This is a genomic window from Paraburkholderia antibiotica (genome assembly GCF_012927125.1).
GTDB lineage: Bacteria > Pseudomonadota > Gammaproteobacteria > Burkholderiales > Burkholderiaceae > Paraburkholderia > Paraburkholderia antibiotica.
Genome location: NZ_JABBFZ010000041.1, coordinates 1 through 20,545 on the forward strand (window position 1 = coordinate 1; position 20,545 = coordinate 20,545).

General features: G+C 65.1%; 20 protein-coding genes. 11 read left to right on the top strand and 9 right to left on the bottom strand.

What is annotated here, in order from left to right:
- The first annotated feature begins 183 nt into the window (after positions 1–183).
- A complete protein-coding gene (locus HHL14_RS32105; RefSeq protein ID WP_169501629.1) occupies positions 184–1,530 on the top strand; it encodes a zinc-ribbon domain-containing protein in 1,347 nt (448 codons plus the stop codon).
- A gap of 38 nt (positions 1,531–1,568) precedes the next feature.
- On the opposite strand, the gene HHL14_RS32110 is transcribed toward HHL14_RS32105, so the two are convergent.
- Together HHL14_RS32110 and HHL14_RS32115 are read right to left on the bottom strand one after the other, a co-directional pair.
- Positions 1,569–4,163 carry an adenosylcobalamin-dependent ribonucleoside-diphosphate reductase gene (locus HHL14_RS32110; protein ID WP_169501630.1) on the bottom strand — a complete coding sequence of 865 codons (2,595 nt, stop codon included), beginning with the start codon at positions 4,161–4,163 and terminating at the stop codon, positions 1,569–1,571.
- Positions 4,164–4,567: 404 nt separating this feature from the next.
- The gene (locus HHL14_RS32115) at positions 4,568–4,855 is read right to left on the bottom strand and encodes a DUF3331 domain-containing protein (protein ID WP_169501647.1); all 288 of its coding nucleotides are present in this window, start codon (positions 4,853–4,855) and stop codon (positions 4,568–4,570) included.
- Positions 4,856–5,206: 351 nt separating this feature from the next.
- Here HHL14_RS32115 and HHL14_RS32120 point away from each other — a divergent pair, with 351 nt between their 5' ends.
- Complete coding sequence (locus HHL14_RS32120) at positions 5,207–6,301, top strand: AI-2E family transporter (RefSeq protein ID WP_169501631.1); 1,095 nt, start codon at positions 5,207–5,209, stop codon at positions 6,299–6,301.
- A 183-nt stretch (positions 6,302–6,484) separates the two neighbouring features.
- Here the strand turns inward: HHL14_RS32120 and HHL14_RS32125 are convergent, their stop codons facing one another.
- The 3 genes from HHL14_RS32125 to HHL14_RS32135 all read right to left on the bottom strand — a co-directional run bounded on the left by HHL14_RS32125 (position 6,485) and on the right by HHL14_RS32135 (position 8,550).
- Positions 6,485–7,369, bottom strand: a complete 885-nt coding sequence (locus tag HHL14_RS32125; protein ID WP_169501632.1) for an alpha/beta hydrolase — start codon at positions 7,367–7,369, stop codon at positions 6,485–6,487.
- A gap of 402 nt (positions 7,370–7,771) precedes the next feature.
- Complete coding sequence (locus HHL14_RS32130; protein WP_169501633.1) at positions 7,772–8,005, bottom strand: hypothetical protein; 234 nt, start codon at positions 8,003–8,005, stop codon at positions 7,772–7,774.
- A gap of 74 nt (positions 8,006–8,079) precedes the next feature.
- The gene (locus HHL14_RS32135; RefSeq protein WP_169501634.1) at positions 8,080–8,550 is read right to left on the bottom strand and encodes an Lrp/AsnC family transcriptional regulator; all 471 of its coding nucleotides are present in this window, start codon (positions 8,548–8,550) and stop codon (positions 8,080–8,082) included.
- Positions 8,551–8,702: 152 nt separating this feature from the next.
- On the opposite strand from HHL14_RS32135, the gene HHL14_RS32140 reads away from it, so the two are divergent.
- Entirely contained in the window at positions 8,703–9,398 is a 696-nt protein-coding gene (locus tag HHL14_RS32140; RefSeq protein ID WP_169501635.1) for a LysE family translocator, read from the top strand.
- A 51-nt stretch (positions 9,399–9,449) separates the two neighbouring features.
- Here HHL14_RS32140 and HHL14_RS32145 read toward each other — a convergent pair whose 3' ends face one another.
- Positions 9,450–9,623 carry a DUF1289 domain-containing protein gene (locus HHL14_RS32145; RefSeq protein ID WP_169501636.1) on the bottom strand — a complete coding sequence of 58 codons (174 nt, stop codon included), beginning with the start codon at positions 9,621–9,623 and terminating at the stop codon, positions 9,450–9,452.
- A gap of 165 nt (positions 9,624–9,788) precedes the next feature.
- Between HHL14_RS32145 and HHL14_RS32150 the strand changes: the two genes are divergently transcribed.
- Entirely contained in the window at positions 9,789–10,115 is a 327-nt protein-coding gene (locus HHL14_RS32150; protein ID WP_169501637.1) for a YnfA family protein, read from the top strand.
- A 48-nt stretch (positions 10,116–10,163) separates the two neighbouring features.
- Here the strand turns inward: HHL14_RS32150 and HHL14_RS32155 are convergent, their stop codons facing one another.
- Entirely contained in the window at positions 10,164–10,670 is a 507-nt protein-coding gene (locus tag HHL14_RS32155) for a DUF1993 domain-containing protein (RefSeq protein ID WP_169501638.1), read from the bottom strand.
- Positions 10,671–10,986: 316 nt separating this feature from the next.
- On the opposite strand from HHL14_RS32155, the gene HHL14_RS32160 reads away from it, so the two are divergent.
- The 6 genes from HHL14_RS32160 to HHL14_RS32185 all read left to right on the top strand — a co-directional run bounded on the left by HHL14_RS32160 (position 10,987) and on the right by HHL14_RS32185 (position 16,766).
- A complete protein-coding gene (locus tag HHL14_RS32160; protein ID WP_169501639.1) occupies positions 10,987–12,579 on the top strand; it encodes a S53 family peptidase in 1,593 nt (530 codons plus the stop codon).
- Between the two features lie 143 nt (positions 12,580–12,722).
- Positions 12,723–14,405, top strand: coding sequence for a S10 family peptidase (locus tag HHL14_RS32165; RefSeq protein WP_169501640.1), 1,683 nt, complete (start codon positions 12,723–12,725; stop codon positions 14,403–14,405).
- Positions 14,406–14,661: 256 nt separating this feature from the next.
- Positions 14,662–15,339, top strand: a complete 678-nt coding sequence (locus HHL14_RS32170; protein ID WP_169501641.1) for a hypothetical protein — start codon at positions 14,662–14,664, stop codon at positions 15,337–15,339.
- Between the two features lie 312 nt (positions 15,340–15,651).
- Positions 15,652–16,008 (top strand): hypothetical protein, encoded by a 357-nt coding sequence (locus tag HHL14_RS32175; protein ID WP_169501642.1) that lies wholly within the window; start codon positions 15,652–15,654, stop codon positions 16,006–16,008.
- A 327-nt stretch (positions 16,009–16,335) separates the two neighbouring features.
- A complete protein-coding gene (locus HHL14_RS32180; RefSeq protein ID WP_169501643.1) occupies positions 16,336–16,491 on the top strand; it encodes a hypothetical protein in 156 nt (51 codons plus the stop codon).
- A 5-nt stretch (positions 16,492–16,496) separates the two neighbouring features.
- On the top strand, positions 16,497–16,766 hold the full coding sequence (locus HHL14_RS32185; protein WP_169501644.1) for an RNA-binding protein: 270 nt from the start codon (positions 16,497–16,499) through the stop codon (positions 16,764–16,766).
- 167 nt (positions 16,767–16,933) lie between these two features.
- Here the strand turns inward: HHL14_RS32185 and nadE are convergent, their stop codons facing one another.
- Complete coding sequence (gene nadE, locus HHL14_RS32190; protein WP_169501645.1) at positions 16,934–17,794, bottom strand: ammonia-dependent NAD(+) synthetase; 861 nt, start codon at positions 17,792–17,794, stop codon at positions 16,934–16,936.
- 394 nt (positions 17,795–18,188) lie between these two features.
- Between nadE and HHL14_RS32195 the strand changes: the two genes are divergently transcribed.
- Positions 18,189–19,343 (top strand): L,D-transpeptidase, encoded by a 1,155-nt coding sequence (locus HHL14_RS32195; protein WP_230413303.1) that lies wholly within the window; start codon positions 18,189–18,191, stop codon positions 19,341–19,343.
- A gap of 15 nt (positions 19,344–19,358) precedes the next feature.
- On the opposite strand, the gene HHL14_RS32200 is transcribed toward HHL14_RS32195, so the two are convergent.
- On the bottom strand, positions 19,359–20,228 hold the full coding sequence (locus HHL14_RS32200) for a DMT family transporter (protein ID WP_169501646.1): 870 nt from the start codon (positions 20,226–20,228) through the stop codon (positions 19,359–19,361).
- Positions 20,229–20,545 lie beyond the last annotated feature (317 nt).

Genomic DNA, 20,545 nt, shown 5'->3' on the forward strand with positions numbered 1-20,545 from the left:
GCGCGTGCGTTTCGTTGACAGATCCAGACCAAGGCCAAGTTGTGCCATCACCCACCCCTTAAATTCTCCTGCTCCCAGGATAGTCCACCCTCACATCAATGCCAGGAATTTTGCAGACTTTCCCTAATGGCAGACCGAATTCGCCACATCAATTCTTACGAACCCGAAGACCGGCGCCAAATCATGGTCGCTAAGCTCAGAGGCATTGTCGTTGCCAGGGGCGGCTCCTTCGATGAGTTGGCTTACGTGAACAAGCGCACACCTGTTCAATTTCGTTGCGCTGAGGGGCATGTTTGGACGGTGCAGCCCCAAACGGTTCTGACGGGTAGTTGGTGCAAACAATGCTGGAAGCAGAATGAAGCCGGCAAACATCTGGTCAAAGACGGGCTCACGGAAGCCAGGAGAATCGCTCAAGCGCGTGGCGGTGAGTGTTTGTCCACCGCATATGCGAACGGTCGGCAACGGCTTCAGTGGCGTTGTCGAAATGGACACGACTGGCTAGCACCGCTTGCGGACGTTCGGCGTCGTGGATGGTGTCCGGTCTGCGGCAGCGGTGCGCGAGAAAGGCTCTGCCGATACTACTTTGAGGCGCTCACGAGCCATCGATTCCCCAAGGCGAGACCGACATGGCTCGTCAATGAACGCGGCAACCGCATGGAACTGGATGGGTACAACGAGAAGCTCAAGCTCGCTTTTGAGCATCAGGGGGAGCAGCACTATCGCCCCGTCGCGCACTTCAACAGGCGCGGCGAGACTTTGCTTCGTCGCCAACGCGACGACGAGCGCAAGCTGCAGTTGTCCGAACAGCGCGGCATAACGCTAGTTGCGGTGCCATTTAGTGTCCCGACTTCTGAGCTGGACGTTTGGATAAAATGTGCCATCGGAGCCGCGCGCCCTGACATAGAACTCCTGCAGAACATCAATAGCACCGAGTATGTTTCTGGCGATGAGATCCTGCAGCTCAAGGCCGTAGCAGGGAAGCGCGGTGGCGATTGCATTTCACCTGTGTATCTCGGCGTTACGGAAAAACACTGGTTTCGTTGCGCGGAAGGCCACGAGTGGGAGGCGATAGCTTCAGGCGTGAAGTCGGGCACATGGTGCCCTATCTGCAAGCTCAAAACGTTGGCTGACAAACGCCGCGTGCATTCCGTCGAATCCATGCAGAAACTCGCACAAACTCGCGGCGGAAGCTTTGTTTCAGAGCGTTTCAGTTCGGTTAACCACAAGCATCGCTGGCGCTGCGTAAAGGGCCACGAATGGGACGCGGACCCGGCCGATGTTTTTAAGGGCAACTGGTGCCGGATTTGTCACATCGAATCCAGAAGAGGGACCCTCGACCAGGCGCGTCGGGTTGCCCAAAGCCGTGGCGGTGAATGCCTCTCCCTGGAATACAGAAGCTCGCAAAGCAAGCTCACCTGGAAATGCTCGGAAGGACACGAATGGTCGGCCTGTTTGGGCAACGTCAAGAATAGCGGCTCCTGGTGTCCACAATGCGCCCGTCAGAGGATGAAGAAACAACCAGGCTGTTAGCCCGATAGCCGGTCTGTGGCTATCTGCTACACCTCACGCTACCCACACGCCCCCACCTCCCCGCACGCGGTACAAAAATCGCACCCATCCTTGCGAATTACCGCATTCGCGCCGCACGAACCGCATTTACGCCCGAGCATCGTATGCAGCCCCTGGGTGCCGTTCGGCTGCATCAACGCGTCTGCGCTATCGTCGGGAGCGGGGCGCAGACCGAAATCGGCCGATAACGCCGTCTCCGTTTTCATCTGTCCACGCGGCACGCGCGCGAGCATCCGCGACGCGACCTGGTTGCCCTCGGCATCGAGAAAACCGCGTCGATACAGGATCTGCTGGATCGCAAACGCGAGCGCCGCCACTTCCGAATCGTGCCAGCGCGGCGCGCGATGCCCGTCGAGACGCTGCACGTCGCCAAGCCGCACCTGACCGCGATCCCACGACACCTTGCGCATGTCCTGCAGATTGCGCGCGACGAACCCGCCGCGCGCGGCGAGCGACAGCGAGCGCATCGTCGCGGTGATCCACTGCTGCGACTCGTCGCGCTGACCGGTCGGGATGAAGAACTCGATCGGCCGCTCGATCGTCACGTCTTCGCCACCGAGTCGCCCGGTCACCTCGATAAACGACACCGCGACATACAGCGACTTCTTGCCCGCCTGGGTCAGATATTCGACCTTCTCGATGATCGCCGGCAATTCACCCTTCGGCCGATGATCGATCGCGATACGCAGCGGGTCCTGGTCGGTCTCGGCGAGCGTGTCGTCGGCCTGCGTCGGCGCGACGCTCAGCACCGCGCCGAGCGTGTCGTTCGGGCGATAGGTCGCGAGCCCTTTCAGGCCGTTTTTCCACGCGTCGAAATAGAGGCTCTCGAACGCGTCGAACGGATAGTCGGCGGGCACGTTGACGGTCTTCGAGATCGACGTGTCGACGTAGGGCTGCACGGCCGCCATCATGTCGAGATGGTCGCGCGCCGACATCTGCAGCGCGCTGACGAAATAGTCGGGCAGCCGGTTCACGTCGCCGCCCAGCTCGCGATACAGGCGGTACGCGTAGTCCTCGACGTCGAACGATTCGCGCGTGCCGTCGGCCATCACCTTCATGCGCTTGTAGGTCCACGAGAAGGCCGGCTCGATGCCGTTCGACGCGTTGTCCGCGAACGCGAGGCTCACGGTGCCGGTCGGCGCGATCGACAGCAGATGGCTGTTGCGGATGCCGTCGCGGCGGATCGCCTGCTGGATGTCGTCGGGCAGGCGCGACGCGAAGGTGCCGGCCTCCAGATAGCGCGCGGCGTCGAACAGCGCAAACGCGCCGCGCTCCTTCGCCAGTTCGACCGACGCGCGGTACGCTTCGTCGCGCATCGATCGCGCGATGCGCACCGCGAAGTCGCGGCCTTCCTGCGAGTTGTAGCGCAGTCCGAGCATCACGAGCGTGTCGCCGAGGCCGGTGAAGCCGACGCCGATGCGCCGTTTCGCGCGCGATTCGTCATATTGCTGCGGCAGCGGCCACAGCGTGACGTCGAGCACATCGTCGAGAAAACGCACCTGGGTGCGGGTGCGCCGCGCGAGTGCGTCGAAGTCGAACGACGGCTCGCCGCCCTGCAACTGCGCGAATGGATCGACGACGAAGCGCGTCAGATTCAGCGGGCCGAGATTGCAGCAGCCGTACGCGGGCAACGGCTGCTCGCCGCACGGATTAGTCGCGCGGATCGTCTCGACCGTGCGCAGATTGTTGTCCTCGTTCATCCGCGAGATGAACACGATGCCGGGCTCGGCGACATCGTAGGTCGAGCGCATGATGCGGTCCCAGATCGTGCGCGCCGGATGCTCGCCGTAGACCCACAGGCCGTCGTCGCGCTGACGCATGTCGCTGGCCGTGCGCAGCGCGGGCGACGGTTCCGCGCGGTGCACCAGCTGCCACGGCTCGTCGTTCTCGACCGCGTGCATGAAGGCGTCGGTGACACCAACCGATACGTTGAAATTGTTCCAGCGTCCCTTCGAATGCTTGGCTTCGATGAATTCAAGCAGGTCCGGGTGGTCGCAGTCGAGCACGGCCATCTGCGCGCCGCGCCGCGAGCCGGCGCTTTCGACGGTGCGGCACGAGGCGTCGAACACGTCCATATAGCTGCACGGGCCGGAGGCCGACGAGCTCGTCGTGTGAACGCGCGCGCCCTTGGGCCGGATCGCCGAGAAGTTGTAGCCGACGCCGCCGCCGCGGCGCATCGTTTCGGCCGCCTGCAACAGCGCGACGTAGATGCCGGGCAGCCCCTGTTCGTCGACGCCCTGGATCGAATCGCCGACCGGCTGCACGAAGCAGTTGATCAGCGTCGCCGCGATGCCGCTGCCGGCCGCGCTCATGATGCGGCCCGCGCCGAGCGCGCCGTGGCGCAGATTGTCGACGAATAGCGCTTCGACCGACGCGCGCAGCTCCGCCGGCTCGGCCTCGGCGACGCCGCGCGCGACGCGGCGGTAGACGTCGTCGGCCGATTGCTCGTCGCCTTTGGCATATTTTTCGAGCAGCACGTCGAGCGAGAACTGCTGCGGGGGAATCAGCGGCGCGGGCGGCGCAGAGGGTGGGGAAGAGAGCGAAGAACCGGAAGCTGCGGTGGACGCGCGGGTGTGCGGCGTGTCTTCTGCCATGATGAGCCCTCGGACGGCGCCACGGCGGATGCGGCGCGGTGGGTGGGGCGCCGCGTGGAGGCGAGGGCGGTGAGCCGACGTCCGGGCGGGCGCAACGCATCCACCTTAGCGCACGAGGCGAGGCGCGGCAATCGCGGGGGCGCGAACGCGGCGTTGCGTCGCGAGGCGGCGGACCGGGCATGCGGCCTGCGTGCTATCGGCGACCAGGCCGTGGCGGAATCAACGCGGGATCAAGGCAGGGATCGCAAACGATGGAGGCATCGGCGGGATCGACGGCGCGTGTTACAGGCTGGTGCACAGGCCGATCGACGACAGCGGACAGCGGGGAACGGCAACGTAACGGGCGGAGCGGCGATCAGCCGACACCGCGAGAGGTACGGAGCGACCGGGCGAGCCGGTACGCGTCAGGCGGCTTCGAGCAGCGGTTCCAGAATATCGGCGCAGATCATCGCCGATGCATTCGCCGGTGCCGGACGCTCAGCCGGTTTGAATACCGCGTCGCCGCGACGGATCTTGCGGCGCGACACCGCGCAGGTGCCCGACGTATGCGCCGAGCGGCGTCGCCAGCGTTGCTCCCCGTAATGGCAGCGTCCCGGCTCGACCCAGCGGATCACCAGCGTCGTGTCGGAGCTCTCGAGAATTTCGATGCGTACGCCATTCGTACCGTCTAGGGGGATCGACTCGAGGGTCATCATCATCGGCTCCGTATTGTGGAGTGCCGAATGTAGTCCCGTGAGCGCCAGAGAGCCATTGTGCCACCGTTGAAACACTGTTCTTGAAACAGAAATAATCGCAATTGACAAATACGATTGGCCGAAATGACGGGTGTTGCAAGCTTTTTTATGTGAGTTTTTAATAATGTTTGTTTTTGCAACGCTGTGTTGTTTGGGGCGGGACGAGGGCGCGACCGCAAAGGGCGCCGGCGCTTCCTTTAAGATGTGGCTGTCGGGCAGCGACCGGACGAGCCAGTTTAGCGGGTTTGAAATTTTCCGGTCGGCTCGCGCGCACTGCTCGCGCACCCTTGCAGATATCTCTGAGTTCACATGATTTCACGCCCGCCTTCGGTTCCTCCCGCCTCTCCCGAATCTTCATCGATTGACCCGGAACGCCTGAAAAAACAGAAGGCCGCGTCGGTCGTGCTGTATATCGGGCTCGTTCTGCTGGCGCTGTGGGTCGTGCGCGATTTCATCGTGGTGGTGGCGTGGGCGGGCGTCGTCGCGATCGCGTTGTGGCCACTCTTGCACAAGCTCGCGAGCAAGCGCTGGTTCAACGGCCGCACGACATTGCTCGCGACACTCTTCACGCTTGTGATCGCGCTGCTCGTGGTGCTGCCGGTCGGACTCGGCATCGCGCAGGCGCTGCACGAGGCGCACGAACTGAGCGACTGGTTCAGAGGTGTGCAGGAAAGCGGGATTCCGGTGCCGGACTTTGTCGGGCGTCTGCCGTTCGGGGTGCAGCAGATTACCGCGTGGTGGCAGGCCAATCTCGCGCAGCCGTTGCGCGATTCGGCCGCGATGAAGGGGCTGCACAGTCCCACGGTGATGACGCTCGGCCGTCATTTCGGCGCGCGCGCCGTGCATGCGGCGATGGTGTTCGCGTTCATGCTGGTCACGCTGTTCGTGATTTTTCAGGCGGGGCCGCGACTGTCGGGTTCGCTGCTGAGGGCCGCGCGACGCGGCTTCGGCGATAGCGGCGCGGACCTTGTGCAGCATATGGCGACCGCGGTGCGCGGCACGGTGTCGGGGCTGGTGGTGGTCGGCGTCGGCGAGGGCGTGCTGCTCGGCATCGCCTATTTCGTGACCGGCGTGCCGCACGCGGCGCTGCTCGGCCTCGTCACGGCGATTGCCGCGATGCTGCCGTTCTGCGCGCCGATCGTGTTTGCCCTTGCCGCGCTGTGGCTGCTCGCGCAGGGCTCGCTCGCCGGGGCGATCGGACTCGCGGTGTTCGGCGCGATCGTCGTCTTCGTCGCCGAGCACTTCGTGCGGCCGGTGCTGATCGGTAATTCGACGCGGCTGCCGTTCCTGCTCGTGCTGTTCGGGATACTGGGCGGGGCGGAGACGTTCGGGCTGCTCGGCATCTTCATCGGTCCGGCGCTGATGACCGTGCTGATGGTGCTGTGGACCGATCTGGTGGAGTAGTGGGGGAAGCGGGGTGGCGGGGCGCTGGCTGGAGGCTCAGGCCGGAGCGGAATACATCACGATTGCAGCCGGCAGCTCTGCGGGGCCGCACCCGGCGCCGCTTTTGGGGTGCGGGCGCTAGTGAGGCGGCAGGGCCGCCCCGGCTGCATGGAACCTGCCCCTGCAGCTTCCAAAGCCCACTGATCAAGGCCGCTGATTCGATGGATGCTCCGTTGCCGGTGACGCCGGTGACTTCACGCAGCCCAGCGTGTATTTGAGCGCGGCGGGCAGCAGCGCGCTCCAGACGTCCCACGTGTGGCCGCCATCGATAATACGCAGCGCCGCCGGATTGCCGGCCAGCCTCAGACGCGTATACAGCAGCGACGCTTCGGCCTGAATGTCGAGGTCGTCGTCTCCCGATGCGATGAACATCGGCAAACGGTACGACCGGCTCATGTAGCGATCCCACTGCGCCGGGTAGTTGAGCTCGTGCCACACGCGTGGATCGAACTGCCGTTCGCCGAACACGCCGACGCGCCGCGCCGCCGACGCCCGCGGCGGCTCGTTCGCATAAATCGCCGGGCTCAGCAGCATGGCGCCGCAGAACTGGTCGGGCTGCGTCAGCGCATAGCGCAGCGCGCCGAAACCGCCCATCGATACCCCGCCGATCATCCGGCCGCCGCGCTGCGTCGCGACCGCGTAGTGCGTTTCGATCTCGGGCAGCAGATCGTCGAAGAACGCGGTCTCGATCTTTTCCTTGCGATCGACGTACCAGTCGGTACCGCCTTGCGGCAGCACGATCACGACGGGCGGGATTTCCTTGCGCTCGATCAGCGCGTCCGCGGCCGTCTGCAGGTGACCTTGCGTGAACCAGTCGTTGGCATCGCCGTGATTGCCGTGCAGCAGATACAACACCGGCAGACGCGGGCCGTCCGCGCGATAACCGGTTGGCAGATAGATCGTGTAGTTCCAGTCGCGCTCGAGCGCGTCGGAGCGGAAGCTATGGCTTGCGACCGTGCTCGCGAACACAGACGCGCCGTGGCCGAAGACGGCAAGCAGAACGAAGGCGAAATGGAGAAATCGACGCATGTCAGTTGGGAAGGTCGGCGCGGGTTTCGCGCGGCCGTCATGCTATCAGTATTGGCGCCGAATTTGAGATGGATGGACGCGGAAAGATGGGCGGCGCTTTATGCGCGCAAAGTCTTCCGGGCGGGCGACGCATGGAGTAGCCGAAGCGCCACAAGACTCTGCGCAGCCCGAAGCCCGAAGCCCGAAGCCCGAAGCCCGAAGCCCGAAGCCCGAAGCCCGAAGCCCGAAGCCCGAAGCCCGAAGCCCGAAGCTAACGGGGGCACCTGCCAGCGCGCGTTCCCGGTCGCCGACGCGCGCTAGTGCCCTAACAAGCACGCACGAACCATCGAGTCCGCATCGATCTGGCAAGCGCGCACCCTTAACCCAACGCGAACCTCACCCCGCCCGATGTGCGGCCATTGCTCAGCGATTGCCGTCGAGCAGGTCGCCAAGCATTTCGTCGAACGCGGCCTGCGCGTCTTCGAGTTCCTGCAGCGCGGCGTCGAAGGTTTGCAGCGCGAACTGCGAGGGTTTGCCGCTGCCGGCCGGCGGGAATTGCGATTGCAGCGACGCAAACGCCGATTTCACCCGCTCGGTTGCGGTCAGCACGCGTTCCATTGCGGCGGCTTCTTCGGCTCGCGCCTTTTCCTGGTCCATGAAAACTCCGGTGTGATGAGGTGGCTTCGGTGCGGCTTGCGCCGCGTTGAACGGTGACTATGCCACGTTCGCGCTCAGGAGAGCGGCAGGCCGCCGTACGCTTTCACTTCTCGCAGCGACAACGCCGACTCCACCGAAGTCACGCCCGGCAGACAGCGCAGTTCGTCGCGCATGAAGGCGCCGTAGTCGTCGAGATCGCGCGCGACGATCTGCAGGATGTAGTCGGCGCTGCCCGACACGTTGTGACACGACAGAACCCGCGAAATCGCCTGCACCTCGCGCTCGAAACGCGTGGCGACCGCGCGGTCGTGCACCGCGAAGCGCACATAAACGAAGGCAACCACGCCCAAACCGAGCGCGCCACGCGAGAGTACCGCGCGATACCGGTCGATATAGCCGTCGCTTTCGAGGCGCTTGAGCCGTCGCGCGCACGGCGTTTCGCTGAGGCCGACCATTTCGGCCAGCCGCGCATTCGACATGCGGCCATCGTTCTGCAACGCGGCGAGGATTGCGCGGTCGGTTTTGTCGAGGTCGGCGGCGGGCATGGCGTGCGCTGATTCAGGGGTGGCGGAAAGCACTTCAAACTGGGTGAATATTAGCGTATTCCGCTAATCGTGGCGCCGACGATACCGTAATTCGCCAACAATCCCTCCGCCTCCGATAGCAAGATGGAACCTCTAAAAACAAGGAGGCTTCCATGATTTCCGCTCACCTGCTCGCCGTCTACGTGGCGGCGTTGGTCGTCGTTTATGCGATGCCCGGACCGGACATGGCGCTGATTCTGCAAACCAGCATCGCGCGTGGCGTGCGCAGCGGCTTCGCGGCCGCTGCCGGGCTCGGATTGTCGCGCGCGATACACGTGACGCTGTCCGCTTGCGGGATGGCAGCGCTGTTGCGCAACGCGCCGTGGCTGTACGACGCCGTGCGCTACGTGGGCGCGGTGTATCTCGCGTGGGTCGGGATTCAGATCTTCCGCTCGTCGGGCCTGGCGTTGCCGGCCGGGACGGAACCTGAGCGGCGTGACGCGACCGTGACGTCAGCCGCGACCGACTCGGGGGGCAACGCGGCAAGCAGCACGTCGCGGCCGTTGCAGCCGTTGCGGGCCGCCTTCGTCAAAGGCTTGCTGACGAACCTGCTGAATCCGAAGGCGCTGCTGTTCTGCTCGGTGTTGCTGCCGCAATTCGTGCGGCCCGAGGCGGGACCGGTCGCCTGGCAGATGATCGAACTCGGTGGCGTGCTGCTCGTGATCGGCGCCTGCTTCGACGCGTTGTACGCGATCGGCGCCGCGCGTATCGCCGGCTGGATGCGTGCTCATCCGCTTGCGCAGACCTTGCAGCGCTGGACTTTTTCGGCCGCGTTGATCGGCTTTGCGCTGCGGCTCTCGCTGGACTGAGGTTCGACATCGAGTGGCGTGGGCGGCGCTACGCCGCTCATTTTTCCGCCGTTACTTCTTCAGCTTGCGCTCGCGCTTCGGTCGGTCCTCGATAATCTTCTTGCGGTGTCTGTCCTTCATCTTCTTCCAGCTTTTGCATTCGTCGCGCGTGCGCATGCAGCCGATGCAAAAGCCGGTTTTATCGTCGAACTTGCAGATGTCGACACAGGGTGACGCAATGCTCATGACCGATAGCCGTTCGGGTTGGACGAGCGACGACTGTCGCATGTGCATTGCCCACGGCGCCAAGTGATTGTGTTAATAAAGCCGATAGCGCAGCGGCCATCGAAGCCGTTCCAGCCTCGACAGGCGCCATGTGCGAGCGCCGCCACAACCACCTTTCCACCGCCGATGAAAACCTTCCTGCTGTATGCCGTGACCGCCCTCGCTGAAATCGTCGGCTGCTACCTGCCGTGGCGCTGGCTCAAGGAGGGCGGCTCCGTTTGGCTGTTGCTGCCCGGCGCGCTGAGCCTCGCGTTGTTCGCGTGGCTGCTGACGCTGCACGGCACCGCCGCGGGCCGCGTGTATGCGGCTTACGGCGGCGTGTACGTGGCGGTTGCGATTGCCTGGCTGTGGGTCGTCGACAAGGTGCGCCCCACGCTGTGGGACGCGGCCGGCGTCGCGCTGACGCTCGCCGGCATGGCGGTGATCGCGTTCCAGCCACGCCTGCACGTGTAGCGCGGGCGCGGCGCCGCGCGACGGGCCGCTGGCGCCTCGCGCTTACTGTTACAGGCTGCCCAGGTAATCGAGCTTGCCCAGCTCGACGCCGTTGTGACGCAGGATGTCGTATGCGGTCGTCACGTGGAAATAGAAATTCGGCAGCACGAAGCCGAACAGATACGACATGCCGGTGAATTCGATCGGGCCAGGCCGCAATTTCAGCGTGATCGTGCGGCTTTCCGAGCCGTCGATCTGCGCCGCGTTGAACTCCTTCAGATAATCGATCGTCTTCTGGAGGCGGGCCTGCAATTCGTCGAAGGTCTGTTCGACGTCCTCGAATTTCGGCGGCTCGACGCCGGCCAGACGCGCCGCGCAACCCTTCGCGGTATCGCTGACGATATACACCTGACGCAGCAGCGGCAGCATGTCCGGCGCGAGGCGGGCATTCGTGAACACGGCGGGCTCGATCTGCTTCGCTGCGGCGTGCGCCTCGGCTTTGCCGAGGATGGTCTGGAGGTTCGTGAGGCCGCGAATCAGCACGGGCAGTGATGCTTGATACATCGAAATTGACATGAGTTCCTCTGATTTCCCGGTCGCGCGCGCGAGCGGCGCGCGAAGCAATGAAACGGCAGGAATGCCGCTCCAGCATCATAGCGCGAGGTGCGCCGGCCGCGCATTAGCCATTCGGACGACTGCCGCGTGCGTTGGAACTGTGCTGGAATGCTTGGGTCGGATGGTTGACGAAGTCCTTGAACCGCCGCCTGCCGCGTGTCGCGCGAGCGATGCCAACGGTCAGGCGCGTGGCGTGCTGCTGAGCCGCCGGGCCGCGTGATGGCTGAGGCACGTGTCTGCACGCGAGCGCCGCCACGCTAACAGGAGAGTCGATACCATGAGCATCAGGCATCCCTTGCCGGGCAGTGAGCGCCCGGTCGAGCAGGGCACGCAGGTCGTCGGGCAATGCGATCCCGCCGAACGCATCGAAGTTTTCGTGATGCTGCGTCGCCAGCGGCAGGCGCAGTTCGACGCGCTGATGCAGCGGATCGAAGCGGGTGACCCGGGCGTGAAGCCGTTGTCGCGCGAGGCGCTCGCGCAGGAATATGGCGCCGCGCCCGAAGACATCGCGAAAGTCAGGGCGTTCGCCGCCGCGCATGGGCTCACGATCGCGCGCGAAGATCCGGCTGCGCGCTCGGTGCTATTGAGCGGCACGATCGCGCAATTCCAGAACGCGTTCGAGGTCAAGCTCGAGCATTACCAACACCATACGGCGGGACAGGCCGGCCAGTTTCGCGGCCGCACCGGTGCGATCAGCGTGCCCGACGATCTGCATGGCGTGATCGAGGCGGTGCTCGGGCTAGACAACCGGCCGCAGGCGCGTCCGCATTTCCGCATCCGGCCACCGTTCGAGGCGGCGCGCGCGCATCAGGTGTCGTTCACGCCGCCGCAGCTCGCGTCGCTGTACCAGTTTCCGCAAGGCGACGGCGACGGGCAGTGCGTCGGCATCATCGAACTCGGCGGCGGCTACAACGCGGCGGATCTGAAGTCCTATTTCGCGAGTCTCGGCGTGAGCGCGCCGAGCGTGAAATCGATCGGCGTCGATCAGGGCGGCAACCGGCCGAACGGCGATCCGAACGGGCCGGACGGCGAGGTTACGCTCGACATCGAAATCGTCGGCGCGATCGTGCCGCGCGCGACAATCGCGGTGTACTTCACGCAGAACAGCGACGCCGGCTTCCTCGACGCGGTGAGCCGCGCGGTTCACGACACGACCAACAAGCCATCGGTGATCTCGATCAGCTGGGGCGCGCCCGAGTCGGTCTGGACCAGCCAGTCGATGCAGGCGTTCAACAGCGTGCTGCAATCGGCGGCGGCGCTCGGCGTGACGATCTGCGCGGCCTCGGGCGACAGCGGTTCGAGCGACGGCTCGGGCGGCGGCGATCAGGTCGACTTCCCGGCGTCGAGCCCCTACGTGCTCGCGTGCGGAGGCACGAGCCTGAGCGCGTCGGGTCCGTCGGCGGGTTCGTCGCCGGGTCCGTCGATCACCCGCGAGGTCGTGTGGAACGACGGCGAACAGGGCGGCGCGAGCGGCGGCGGTGTCAGTACCGCGTTCGCGGTGCCGGTGTGGCAGAAGGGACTGTCGGCCCGTTCGACCGACGGCGGCAGCACGGCGCTCAGCGGCCGCGGCGTGCCGGACGTCGCGGGCGATGCGTCGCCGCTCACCGGCTACAGCGTGCTGATCGACGGTACGCAGACGGTGATCGGCGGCACCAGCGCGGTCGCGCCGCTGTGGGCGGCGCTGATCGCGCGGATCAACGCGGCGCAAGGGCAGCCGGCCGGCTTCGTCAACGCGAAGCTCTACAAGGCGCCGGACGTGTGCAACGACATCACGCAGGGCAACAACGGCAGCTTCGCGGCATCGGTCGGTTGGGACGCCTGCACGGGACTTGGCAGTCCGAATGGTCAGAAGGTCGCGGCCGCACTATAGTCAGCAACACGGTCCGAGGACTGTATGCGGAGCGGCAGAGGATGTAACGACGAGGACGTAGTCACGTAAATAAGGTATGCAGATAAGGTACGTGAATAAGGTACGCAGATAAGGCACGCAAAAAACGAACCCTTGGAGCGATCATGACGAATACAGAATCAGCTTCCGGTAGTCAGGCGGGCAATCAGCATCCGTCGCACGACGCGCCCGCCGCGGCCACGGCAGGCGCAGCCAGCACCAAAAGCGCGCCGCGCAAGTCCGGCGTGGGCGACCAGCCGTTCTTCGACCCGGTCGCGTACGGCAACGGCCCCGACGACTCGGTGACCGACATCACCGAGACCGCCGCGATCACGCATCACTCGGTCACGATCGGCGGACACAAGATCAACTACACGGCGACCGCGGGCCATCTGGTGATCGTCGACCCGAGCAGCTCGCAACCCGAGGCGCGAATGTTCTACGTCGCGTTCACGCAGGACAACCAGAAGGAAGAAACGCGACCGGTCACGTTTTTCTATAACGGCGGGCCGGGTTCTTCGTCGGTATTCGTGCTGCTCGGCTCGTTCGCGCCGCGCCGCATCAAGACGTCGATGCCGAACTTCACGCCGCCCGCGCCATATTCGATGGAAGACAACCCGGACAGCCTGCTCGACAAAAGCGATCTGGTGTTTATCAACCCGGTCGGCACCGGCTATTCGGCGGCGATCGCGCCGAAGAAGAATCGCGACTTCTGGGGCGTCGACCAGGACGCGGACTCGATCAAGCAGTTCATCAAGCGTTTCCTGACGAAGAACAACCGCTGGAATTCGCCGAAGTATCTGTTCGGCGAGTCGTACGGTACGGCGCGTAGTTGCGTGCTCGCGTACCGGCTGCACGAGGACGGCGTCGATCTGAACGGCATTACGCTGCAGTCGTCGATTCTCGACTACACGCAGGCCGGCAATCCGGTCGGCGCACTGCCCACCGCCGCCGCGGACGCGTGGTATCACAAGAAGCTCGGCATCGCGCCGCGGCCGACCGATCTCGGCGTGTTCGCCGAGGAGGTCGCGCAGTTCGCGCGCACCGACTATCTGGCCGCGCTGCGCAAATTTCCGACCACCGATTCCGCCACCGTCGAAAAACTCAGCGAATACACCGGCATCGACAAGACGACGCTGCTCGCATGGAGTCTCGACATCGCCGGCTACGACAGCCGCGGCAACTCGCTGTTTCTGACCACGCTGCTGAAGTCGCAAGGCCTCGCGCTCGGCGAGTATGACGGTCGCGTGACGGCGATCGACACCGGCATCGCCGGCAAGATCGATCCGAACTCGGGCGGCAACGACCCGACGATGACCGCCGTCACCGGTGTCTACACGACGATGTGGAACGTGTATCTGAACGAGCAGTTGAAGTACACGTCGAACTCGGCGTTCACCGACCTCAACGATCAGGCGTTCAAGTTCTGGGATTTCAGCCACATCGACCCGACCGGCGCGCAGAAGGGCGTCGACGCGAAGGGCAACATCATCCTGTACACGGCCGGCGACCTCGCGGCGGTGATGGCGCTCAACCCCGACCTGAAGGTGCTGTCGGCGAACGGCTTCTACGATTTCGTCACGCCGTTCTATCAGACCGTGCTCGATCTGCAGCAGATGCCGCTCGTCAGTCAGCAGGTGCGGCAGAACCTGTCCGCGCGCTTTTATCCGTCGGGGCACATGGTCTATCTCGACGGCGCCTCGCGCACCGCGCTGAAGGCCGATCTGGCGCACATGTACGAGGAGACGGTGGCGAATACGCAGGCGCTCGGCCGGATTCGCGCGTTGCAGGCGCGGGTCGCGAAGTAGCGGCGGCGCGGCGGGGAGGGCGGACGAGGGCGGCGGACGAGGGCGGCAAGCAGGCAAGCGGTGCCGGATGGTCGCGAACGGCGGCAAATGGCGCGCAACGCGGCGATACGCCGCTCGCCGCCGCCCTTGTGTAAAGCCCAGCATGAAGCCCGGCGCGCGCCGGGTCGATGCCGGGTTTGAGCGCTTATTCATTTTGAATGTGTTTTAATTACCCTGCGAATTGAACTACCGCGTGCCGCCGCCGGCGCGCCGACGAATGAACGCAGGCATCGCAGACACGCGTCGCAGCGGTTTTTCCAGCGACATCCTCCGCAGTAACGACACAGCCAACGCGCTGTCCCCTGCGCGCGAGCGCCGCAGTGGCCGGCGCGTGCGCAATCCGCGTCGCGCGCTGTTGCTTGGCGTGGCCGTACTGCTCGCGCTGCGTATCGGCGATGCCGCCGCGCAGCAGGGCGAGATGCTCGACGAACGCGTCACGCAGCAATCGATCGGCGAGACGATTTGCCGCCCCGGTTATGCGCACATGGTGGCGCCGCCGTTCGACGTACTGAGGGCGCACAAGGATCGCATGCTCGCCGAGCGCGGCATCGATCCCGACGACAGCACCGCGTTCGCGCTCGATCGGCGTGTGCCGATCGTGCTCGGCGGCTCGCCGGATGCGCCGGCCAATCTCAATCTTCTGCCGTGGGCCGGTCCGCGGGGCGAGCGTCGTAAGGCGCGCGCGGCGGTGATGCTCAAGCGCTGCGTTTGCGAGGGCAAGCTGAGCCTTGCGCAGGCGCAAGCCGCGATTGTCGGCAACTGGTCCGCCGTGTATGGAGGCTTCGGCCAGACTTCGTGCGACGTCAGCGGGCTTGACGTCGCCACCGGCGATGACGCAGTCGAAGGCGATCGCGACGATGGTCAGCGAGGCGAGGTCCACGCGGGGGCGCGTTGAGTCGTGTCGAGCGTGCGTTGCGTGCGTTGTTTGTGTCGCTCGCGTTGCTGTTCGTGATGGCGTCGTGCACTGCTCGTGCTTGCTGGCATCCGGGCTTGGGCGCGTAAGTGCGTCCATGCGCATCGTGTCCGGTTGCGTTCGTCATGCCGGGCTCTCGCGCATTCGTGCCACAGTTCGTGCATCAGTTCTTGCATCAACGCGAAAACCGACACGCAGCGCGTCCGTCTCGCTTCGCGTTCGCATCCGCCGCTTGGCTGGTCCACGTTGCGGTAGTTCGCAGTCCGCTGCCCTCAACTTTTTCGGAGAAACACCATGACCCATTCCCGTCTCGCCGCTATCGCCATGACGATCGCCGGCCTGTGCGGCAGCGCCGCCGCATCGGCTGCCACGGCCGCGCCCGCGCATTGCGCGCCGGCCGATTCGCTGGAGATTCGCGGCGACGTGCCCGCGGCGATCAGCTTCGATGTGTACCGGCAACTGCGCCCGTTGAGCGCGCGCCGCGTCGCGCTGTTTCAGGCGGCCGGCGAGGTCAGGCCTCTGCCCGATGGGTTGTCGGTCTGCCGGATCAAGGACGACGGCGTCGAGGATCCGTCCGCGGTGCTGATCCGTTTGCCGCAAGGTAAGAATGCGTGGTGGGTGAGCGCGGCGAACGTGCAGGCGGCGGACTGATCCACGAATCGATCCACACGTTCCCGTGGACTTCCGCGCGATCAGTCCGCCTTGCGCACACGCTCCCCGGCAGGATGCCGGCGACGTCACGCGTCCGCGCCAGGCCGGGGCGGTTCGCGCCTCTCGCTGCGAGCGGCAGCGGGCGCGCCGGCCGGGCATGCACAGTGCTTGATCAGCGGAGGTTTTCCAGTGACGGCGCGGCTGATTCAGGTACAGTGCCTTGACGGAGACGTTTCGCCGTTTCCGATGACGCTGGGCCGTAGCGTTGCCAGTGTCGACGGTGGCTATCCTGACAACAGGACGAAATTCGCTGAGGAGATTTGAACAATGGCCTTCTATCTGTCCTTGCTCGCTTTGGGGCTCGCCGGCGCGGTGGCGAGCCGTGTGCTCGCCGATGCGCAGGCGAAGCGGCGCCCATTGCTGCGGCCGGTGCGCATCGACCGTGCGGATCGTAGAACGGGCCGCGATGCGTGGCGAGGGTAGGCCGCATGAACCTGACCGTGCGCAATATCGCCGAATCGTGCAGCGAACAGGAAGTGCGGGAGTTTCTGAAGCGCGAGCTCGGTCATTACGCGAAAAACGTCGAGGTGGTGGACGCCGGCACGCCCGGCGCCTACGCGACGGTCGAACTGGATGCGAATGTGCCGTATGTCGGCGACGTGATCGCGCGGCAGATTCAGGGCAAGCATCTGGGCGGGCAGCCGCTCGAAGCGAGCGCCGACATCTTCAGCGACGAACCTCCGCCCGACGCGCACTAGGCGCGCCACACGCGTAGCCGGCCCGAAGTTTCGGACGGCGGCGGTCATGCAGGCTTTGTAGCGTGCATGACCGCCGCCTTTGCGTTTGATGGCGGGCATTGGCGGCATTGCGGGTACTTCGCCTTTGCCCGCAGTCTCCGAGTGTGGCGACGGCTTGTGGACTTGCCTTATTGGCCGTCCGATTGCGCCGGCCAGTCGAACGGCGTATAGGGCAGCGCCCGCTTGTGACGTGTCGCGTTGTAAAACTGCAGGATCACGTCGAGCGCGGTATCGGCGACTGGCTTGCCTTCGAGGAAGTCGTCGATCGCGTCGTACGGGATGCCGTACGCGTCTTCGTCGGGACGCAGCGGCCGCAGCATTTCGAGGTCGGCGGTCGGCACCTTGTGCGCCAACGCATCGGGCGCGCCGAGCGCCTGCGCGATCGCACGCACGCGGCGCTTGGTCAGCCCGGCGAGCGGCAGCACGTCGGCGCCGCCGTCGCCGAATTTCGTGAAGAAGCCCATCACCGATTCGGCCGCGTGGTCCGTGCCAATCACGACGCCGGCGCGCGCGCCGGCCACCGCGTATTGCGCGATCATCCGCTGGCGCGCCTTGATGTTGCCGTGCACGAAATCCCGCTGTGCTTCGTCCCGGAATGGCACGCCGCTTTGATCGAGCGACGCGAGCAGTGCGTCGGCGGCGGGCTGGATATCGATTGTCAGATTTTCGTCGGCACGAATAAAAGCTAATGCCTGCAGCGCATCCGCTTCGTCGCGTTGTTTTCCGTAAGGCAGGCGTATTGCAATAAATTGTGCGTTGTAATGATTGGCGCGCAAACGTTCCACCGCGAGTTGCGTGAGACGACCCGCCGTTGTCGAATCGACTCCACCGCTAATGCCGAGTACATAGGTTTTCAGGTTGCTGGCGCGCAGATAGTTCGCCAGAAAATCGACCCGACGTTCGATTTCGCGATTCACATCGAATTGCCCGGCGACGTGCATTTCGGCCGCGATGCTTGTCTGGCGGGCGACGGGGTCGGTTTGAGTCATGATGGTTCTAGCTCCTCGTGCAAATGAATGACAGACGACGGGTTTGCTGCAACGGGTTATCACGGATATATCGATTTGAATCAGCTATCGCCCGGTTAATGGGTTGGGCTATTAGTTCGATATTTTCTCGCTATTAGGAAAGTTTTTAGTCGTAACGTCGAGTGTGGAAAATCGTCAATTATTATGAGCAGTCGAAAAATTTAACGGAATTTTCATCGACACATGTCAATGTGCTGAGTAATATCTTCGTTCCGAACGCCGTAGAGACCCGGCGGTCAATCAATAATAATCAGGTTTGCTCTGATACGCGATGAATTACCCCGATCGGCCTGGCCAGCCCGAATTGGACTTCCCGACTTTTGCGCCGGTCGTTGGGCGGCGTGCGGAGGCGGGAATGTCGTTGCCACGCAGTACGCTCCGCGCGGTCGACGGCCCAGCCGTCGTGCGCGCGGTGATGCGTTCGCTCGGCGTCGCCATTTGCGTGTGGGGCGGCGCGCTGATCGGCGGGTTGGCGGGCGTGGATGCGTCGGCGGCGCAGGTTCAGGCGGTGAAGGTCGCGGCGACATCGACCCTGCCGTCGCCGGCGAGTGCGCCGAAAAAGACCTCGGGGAGCTCGGCGGCGTCGGCAACGTCGAAGCCGGCTTCGGCGTCGAAACCGGCTGCCGTACCAAACGGCGTGAACCGCGCGAACCGCGCTAGCGGCGCGAACCACACGAACCGCCCATCGGCCGCGCTCGACGCATCCGCCGTCGCCGCGCCCGACGCGGTCGGCGTCGTCGATCCGCAGCGCGCTTTGCTGTTACGCGACGTATTCGCGCGGGACGTGACGCGCCGGCTCAAGGTGCCGGTCGCCGAGCAGCGCGCGTACGCCGAGCGCCTGGAGGCGTCGCTCGATGCGCACGAGCTCGGCAACGTGTCGGGCGAGTACGTGGTGCTGGTCGATCGGAACGCGAACGTGCAGGCGCTCTTCATCTATTTTCGCGCGGCGCCGGCCGACACCTGGCAGATGATCGGCGCGTCGCCGGTATCCACTGGACGGCCCGGCGAATACGATCACTTCATCACGCCGCTCGGCGTGTTCGACCATACGCCCGACAACATGGATTTCCGCTCCGAGGGCACGCAGAACGAAAACCGTATTCGCGGCTACGGGCGGCGCGACATGCGCATCTTCGATCTCGGTTGGGCCCAGGGCGAACGTGGTTGGGGCAAGGGCGGCATCTCGCAGATGCGTCTCCAGATGCATGCGACGGACCCGGACCGGCTCGAACCGCTGCTCGGCATTCGCCATTCGAAGGGCTGCGTGCGGATGCCCGCGTCGCTCAATGCGTTTCTCGATCACTACGGGATTCTCGACGCCGCCTACGCGCAGCTCGTCGATTCCGGCAAATCGTTGTGGGTGCTGAAAAGCGATCGACAGATCTTGCCGTGGGCCGGACGTTATATCGTCGTCGTCGATTCGCAGCGCAAGAGCCGGCCGGCGTGGTCGCCGGCGCCGGGCTCGGCGGTGCGCGCGCAGATGCCGGCGCATGCGGATACGGCGGATTGAGGGCGGATCACGCGCTCACGACCTCGCCAGCAACACCCCCGCCAACGCGAGCACGAAACCCGCGATCTGCAGCGGCAACAAGGTCTCGCCGAAGCCCAGATAGCCTTCGAGCGCGGCCAGCGGCGGCGCGAGAAACAGCAGGGCGGTTGCGCGCGCCGCATCGCCGCGTCGGACCATCCACACGAGCAGCGTCACGCTGATACCGGAGAGCATCACGATGCCCCAGCCGAGCGACGCCCACAGCGTCGGCGACGCGATCCAGCGCTGCTCGCCGAGCGCAAGCGCCAGCACGCCCGCGACGCACGCCGCGCCGAAATTCTGCACGGCGCTGGCGCTGCGGATGTCGGCCTTCGCGAGCGAGGTCTTCTGAAACAGCGTGCCCGCCGTGATCGACCCCACCGCGACGATCGATATCAGCACGACCAGCCACGCGGGCGCGTTGCCGTGAGTCGGCGGTGTCGCGGTGGCGAGTTTCGGCGCGAGCACCAGCGCGACGCCGGCGAGGCCGAGCGCCATGCCGCTCCAGCCGCGCCGCGAGAGCCGCTCGCCGAAGAGGGGCGCGGCGACGGCGGCCGTCGCGAGCGGCTGCAGCGCGCCGAGCAGGGCCATCACGCCGGCGCTCAAGCCCTGCGCGACGGCCCAGTAGCCGGCACCGAGATAGACGCCCTGCAACAGCGCGCCCGCGGCCAGATGCTTGCCGAGCTCGCGGCCCGTTGGCCACGTCGTGCGGGCGATCAGCGCGGCCAGCGTGAAGATCAGCGCGGTGCCGCCGAAGCGGGCGAGCAGGAACAGATTGGGATCGGCGTAAGGCGTGATCGCGCGGGCGACCACGAAACCGGTCGACCACAGCACGACGAAGACGGCGGCGAAGAAGGAAGCGAGCATCGAGGCGGGCATTGAAAACAGGATTGACGCGGGCACTCAGGCGGGTGCCGTGCAAAAGCCGCTATCCTGGTGACAGTCGCGTCGCGCGTCTTGTTCGAAGCTGCAACGGTGACAGAGGCGATTAACCCGTTCGCCGATCGGCCCGTCAGTTTGTGTGTCCGTAGTCCGCAGTCTCAGCCTCCCGGCCTGTAGCCCGCAGCCCGCAGCCCGCAGCCCGCAGCCCGCAGCCCGCAGCCCGCAGCCCGCAGCCCGCAGCCCGCAGCCCGCAGCCCGCAGCCCGCAGCCCGCAGCCCGCAGCCCGCAGCCCGCAGCCCGCA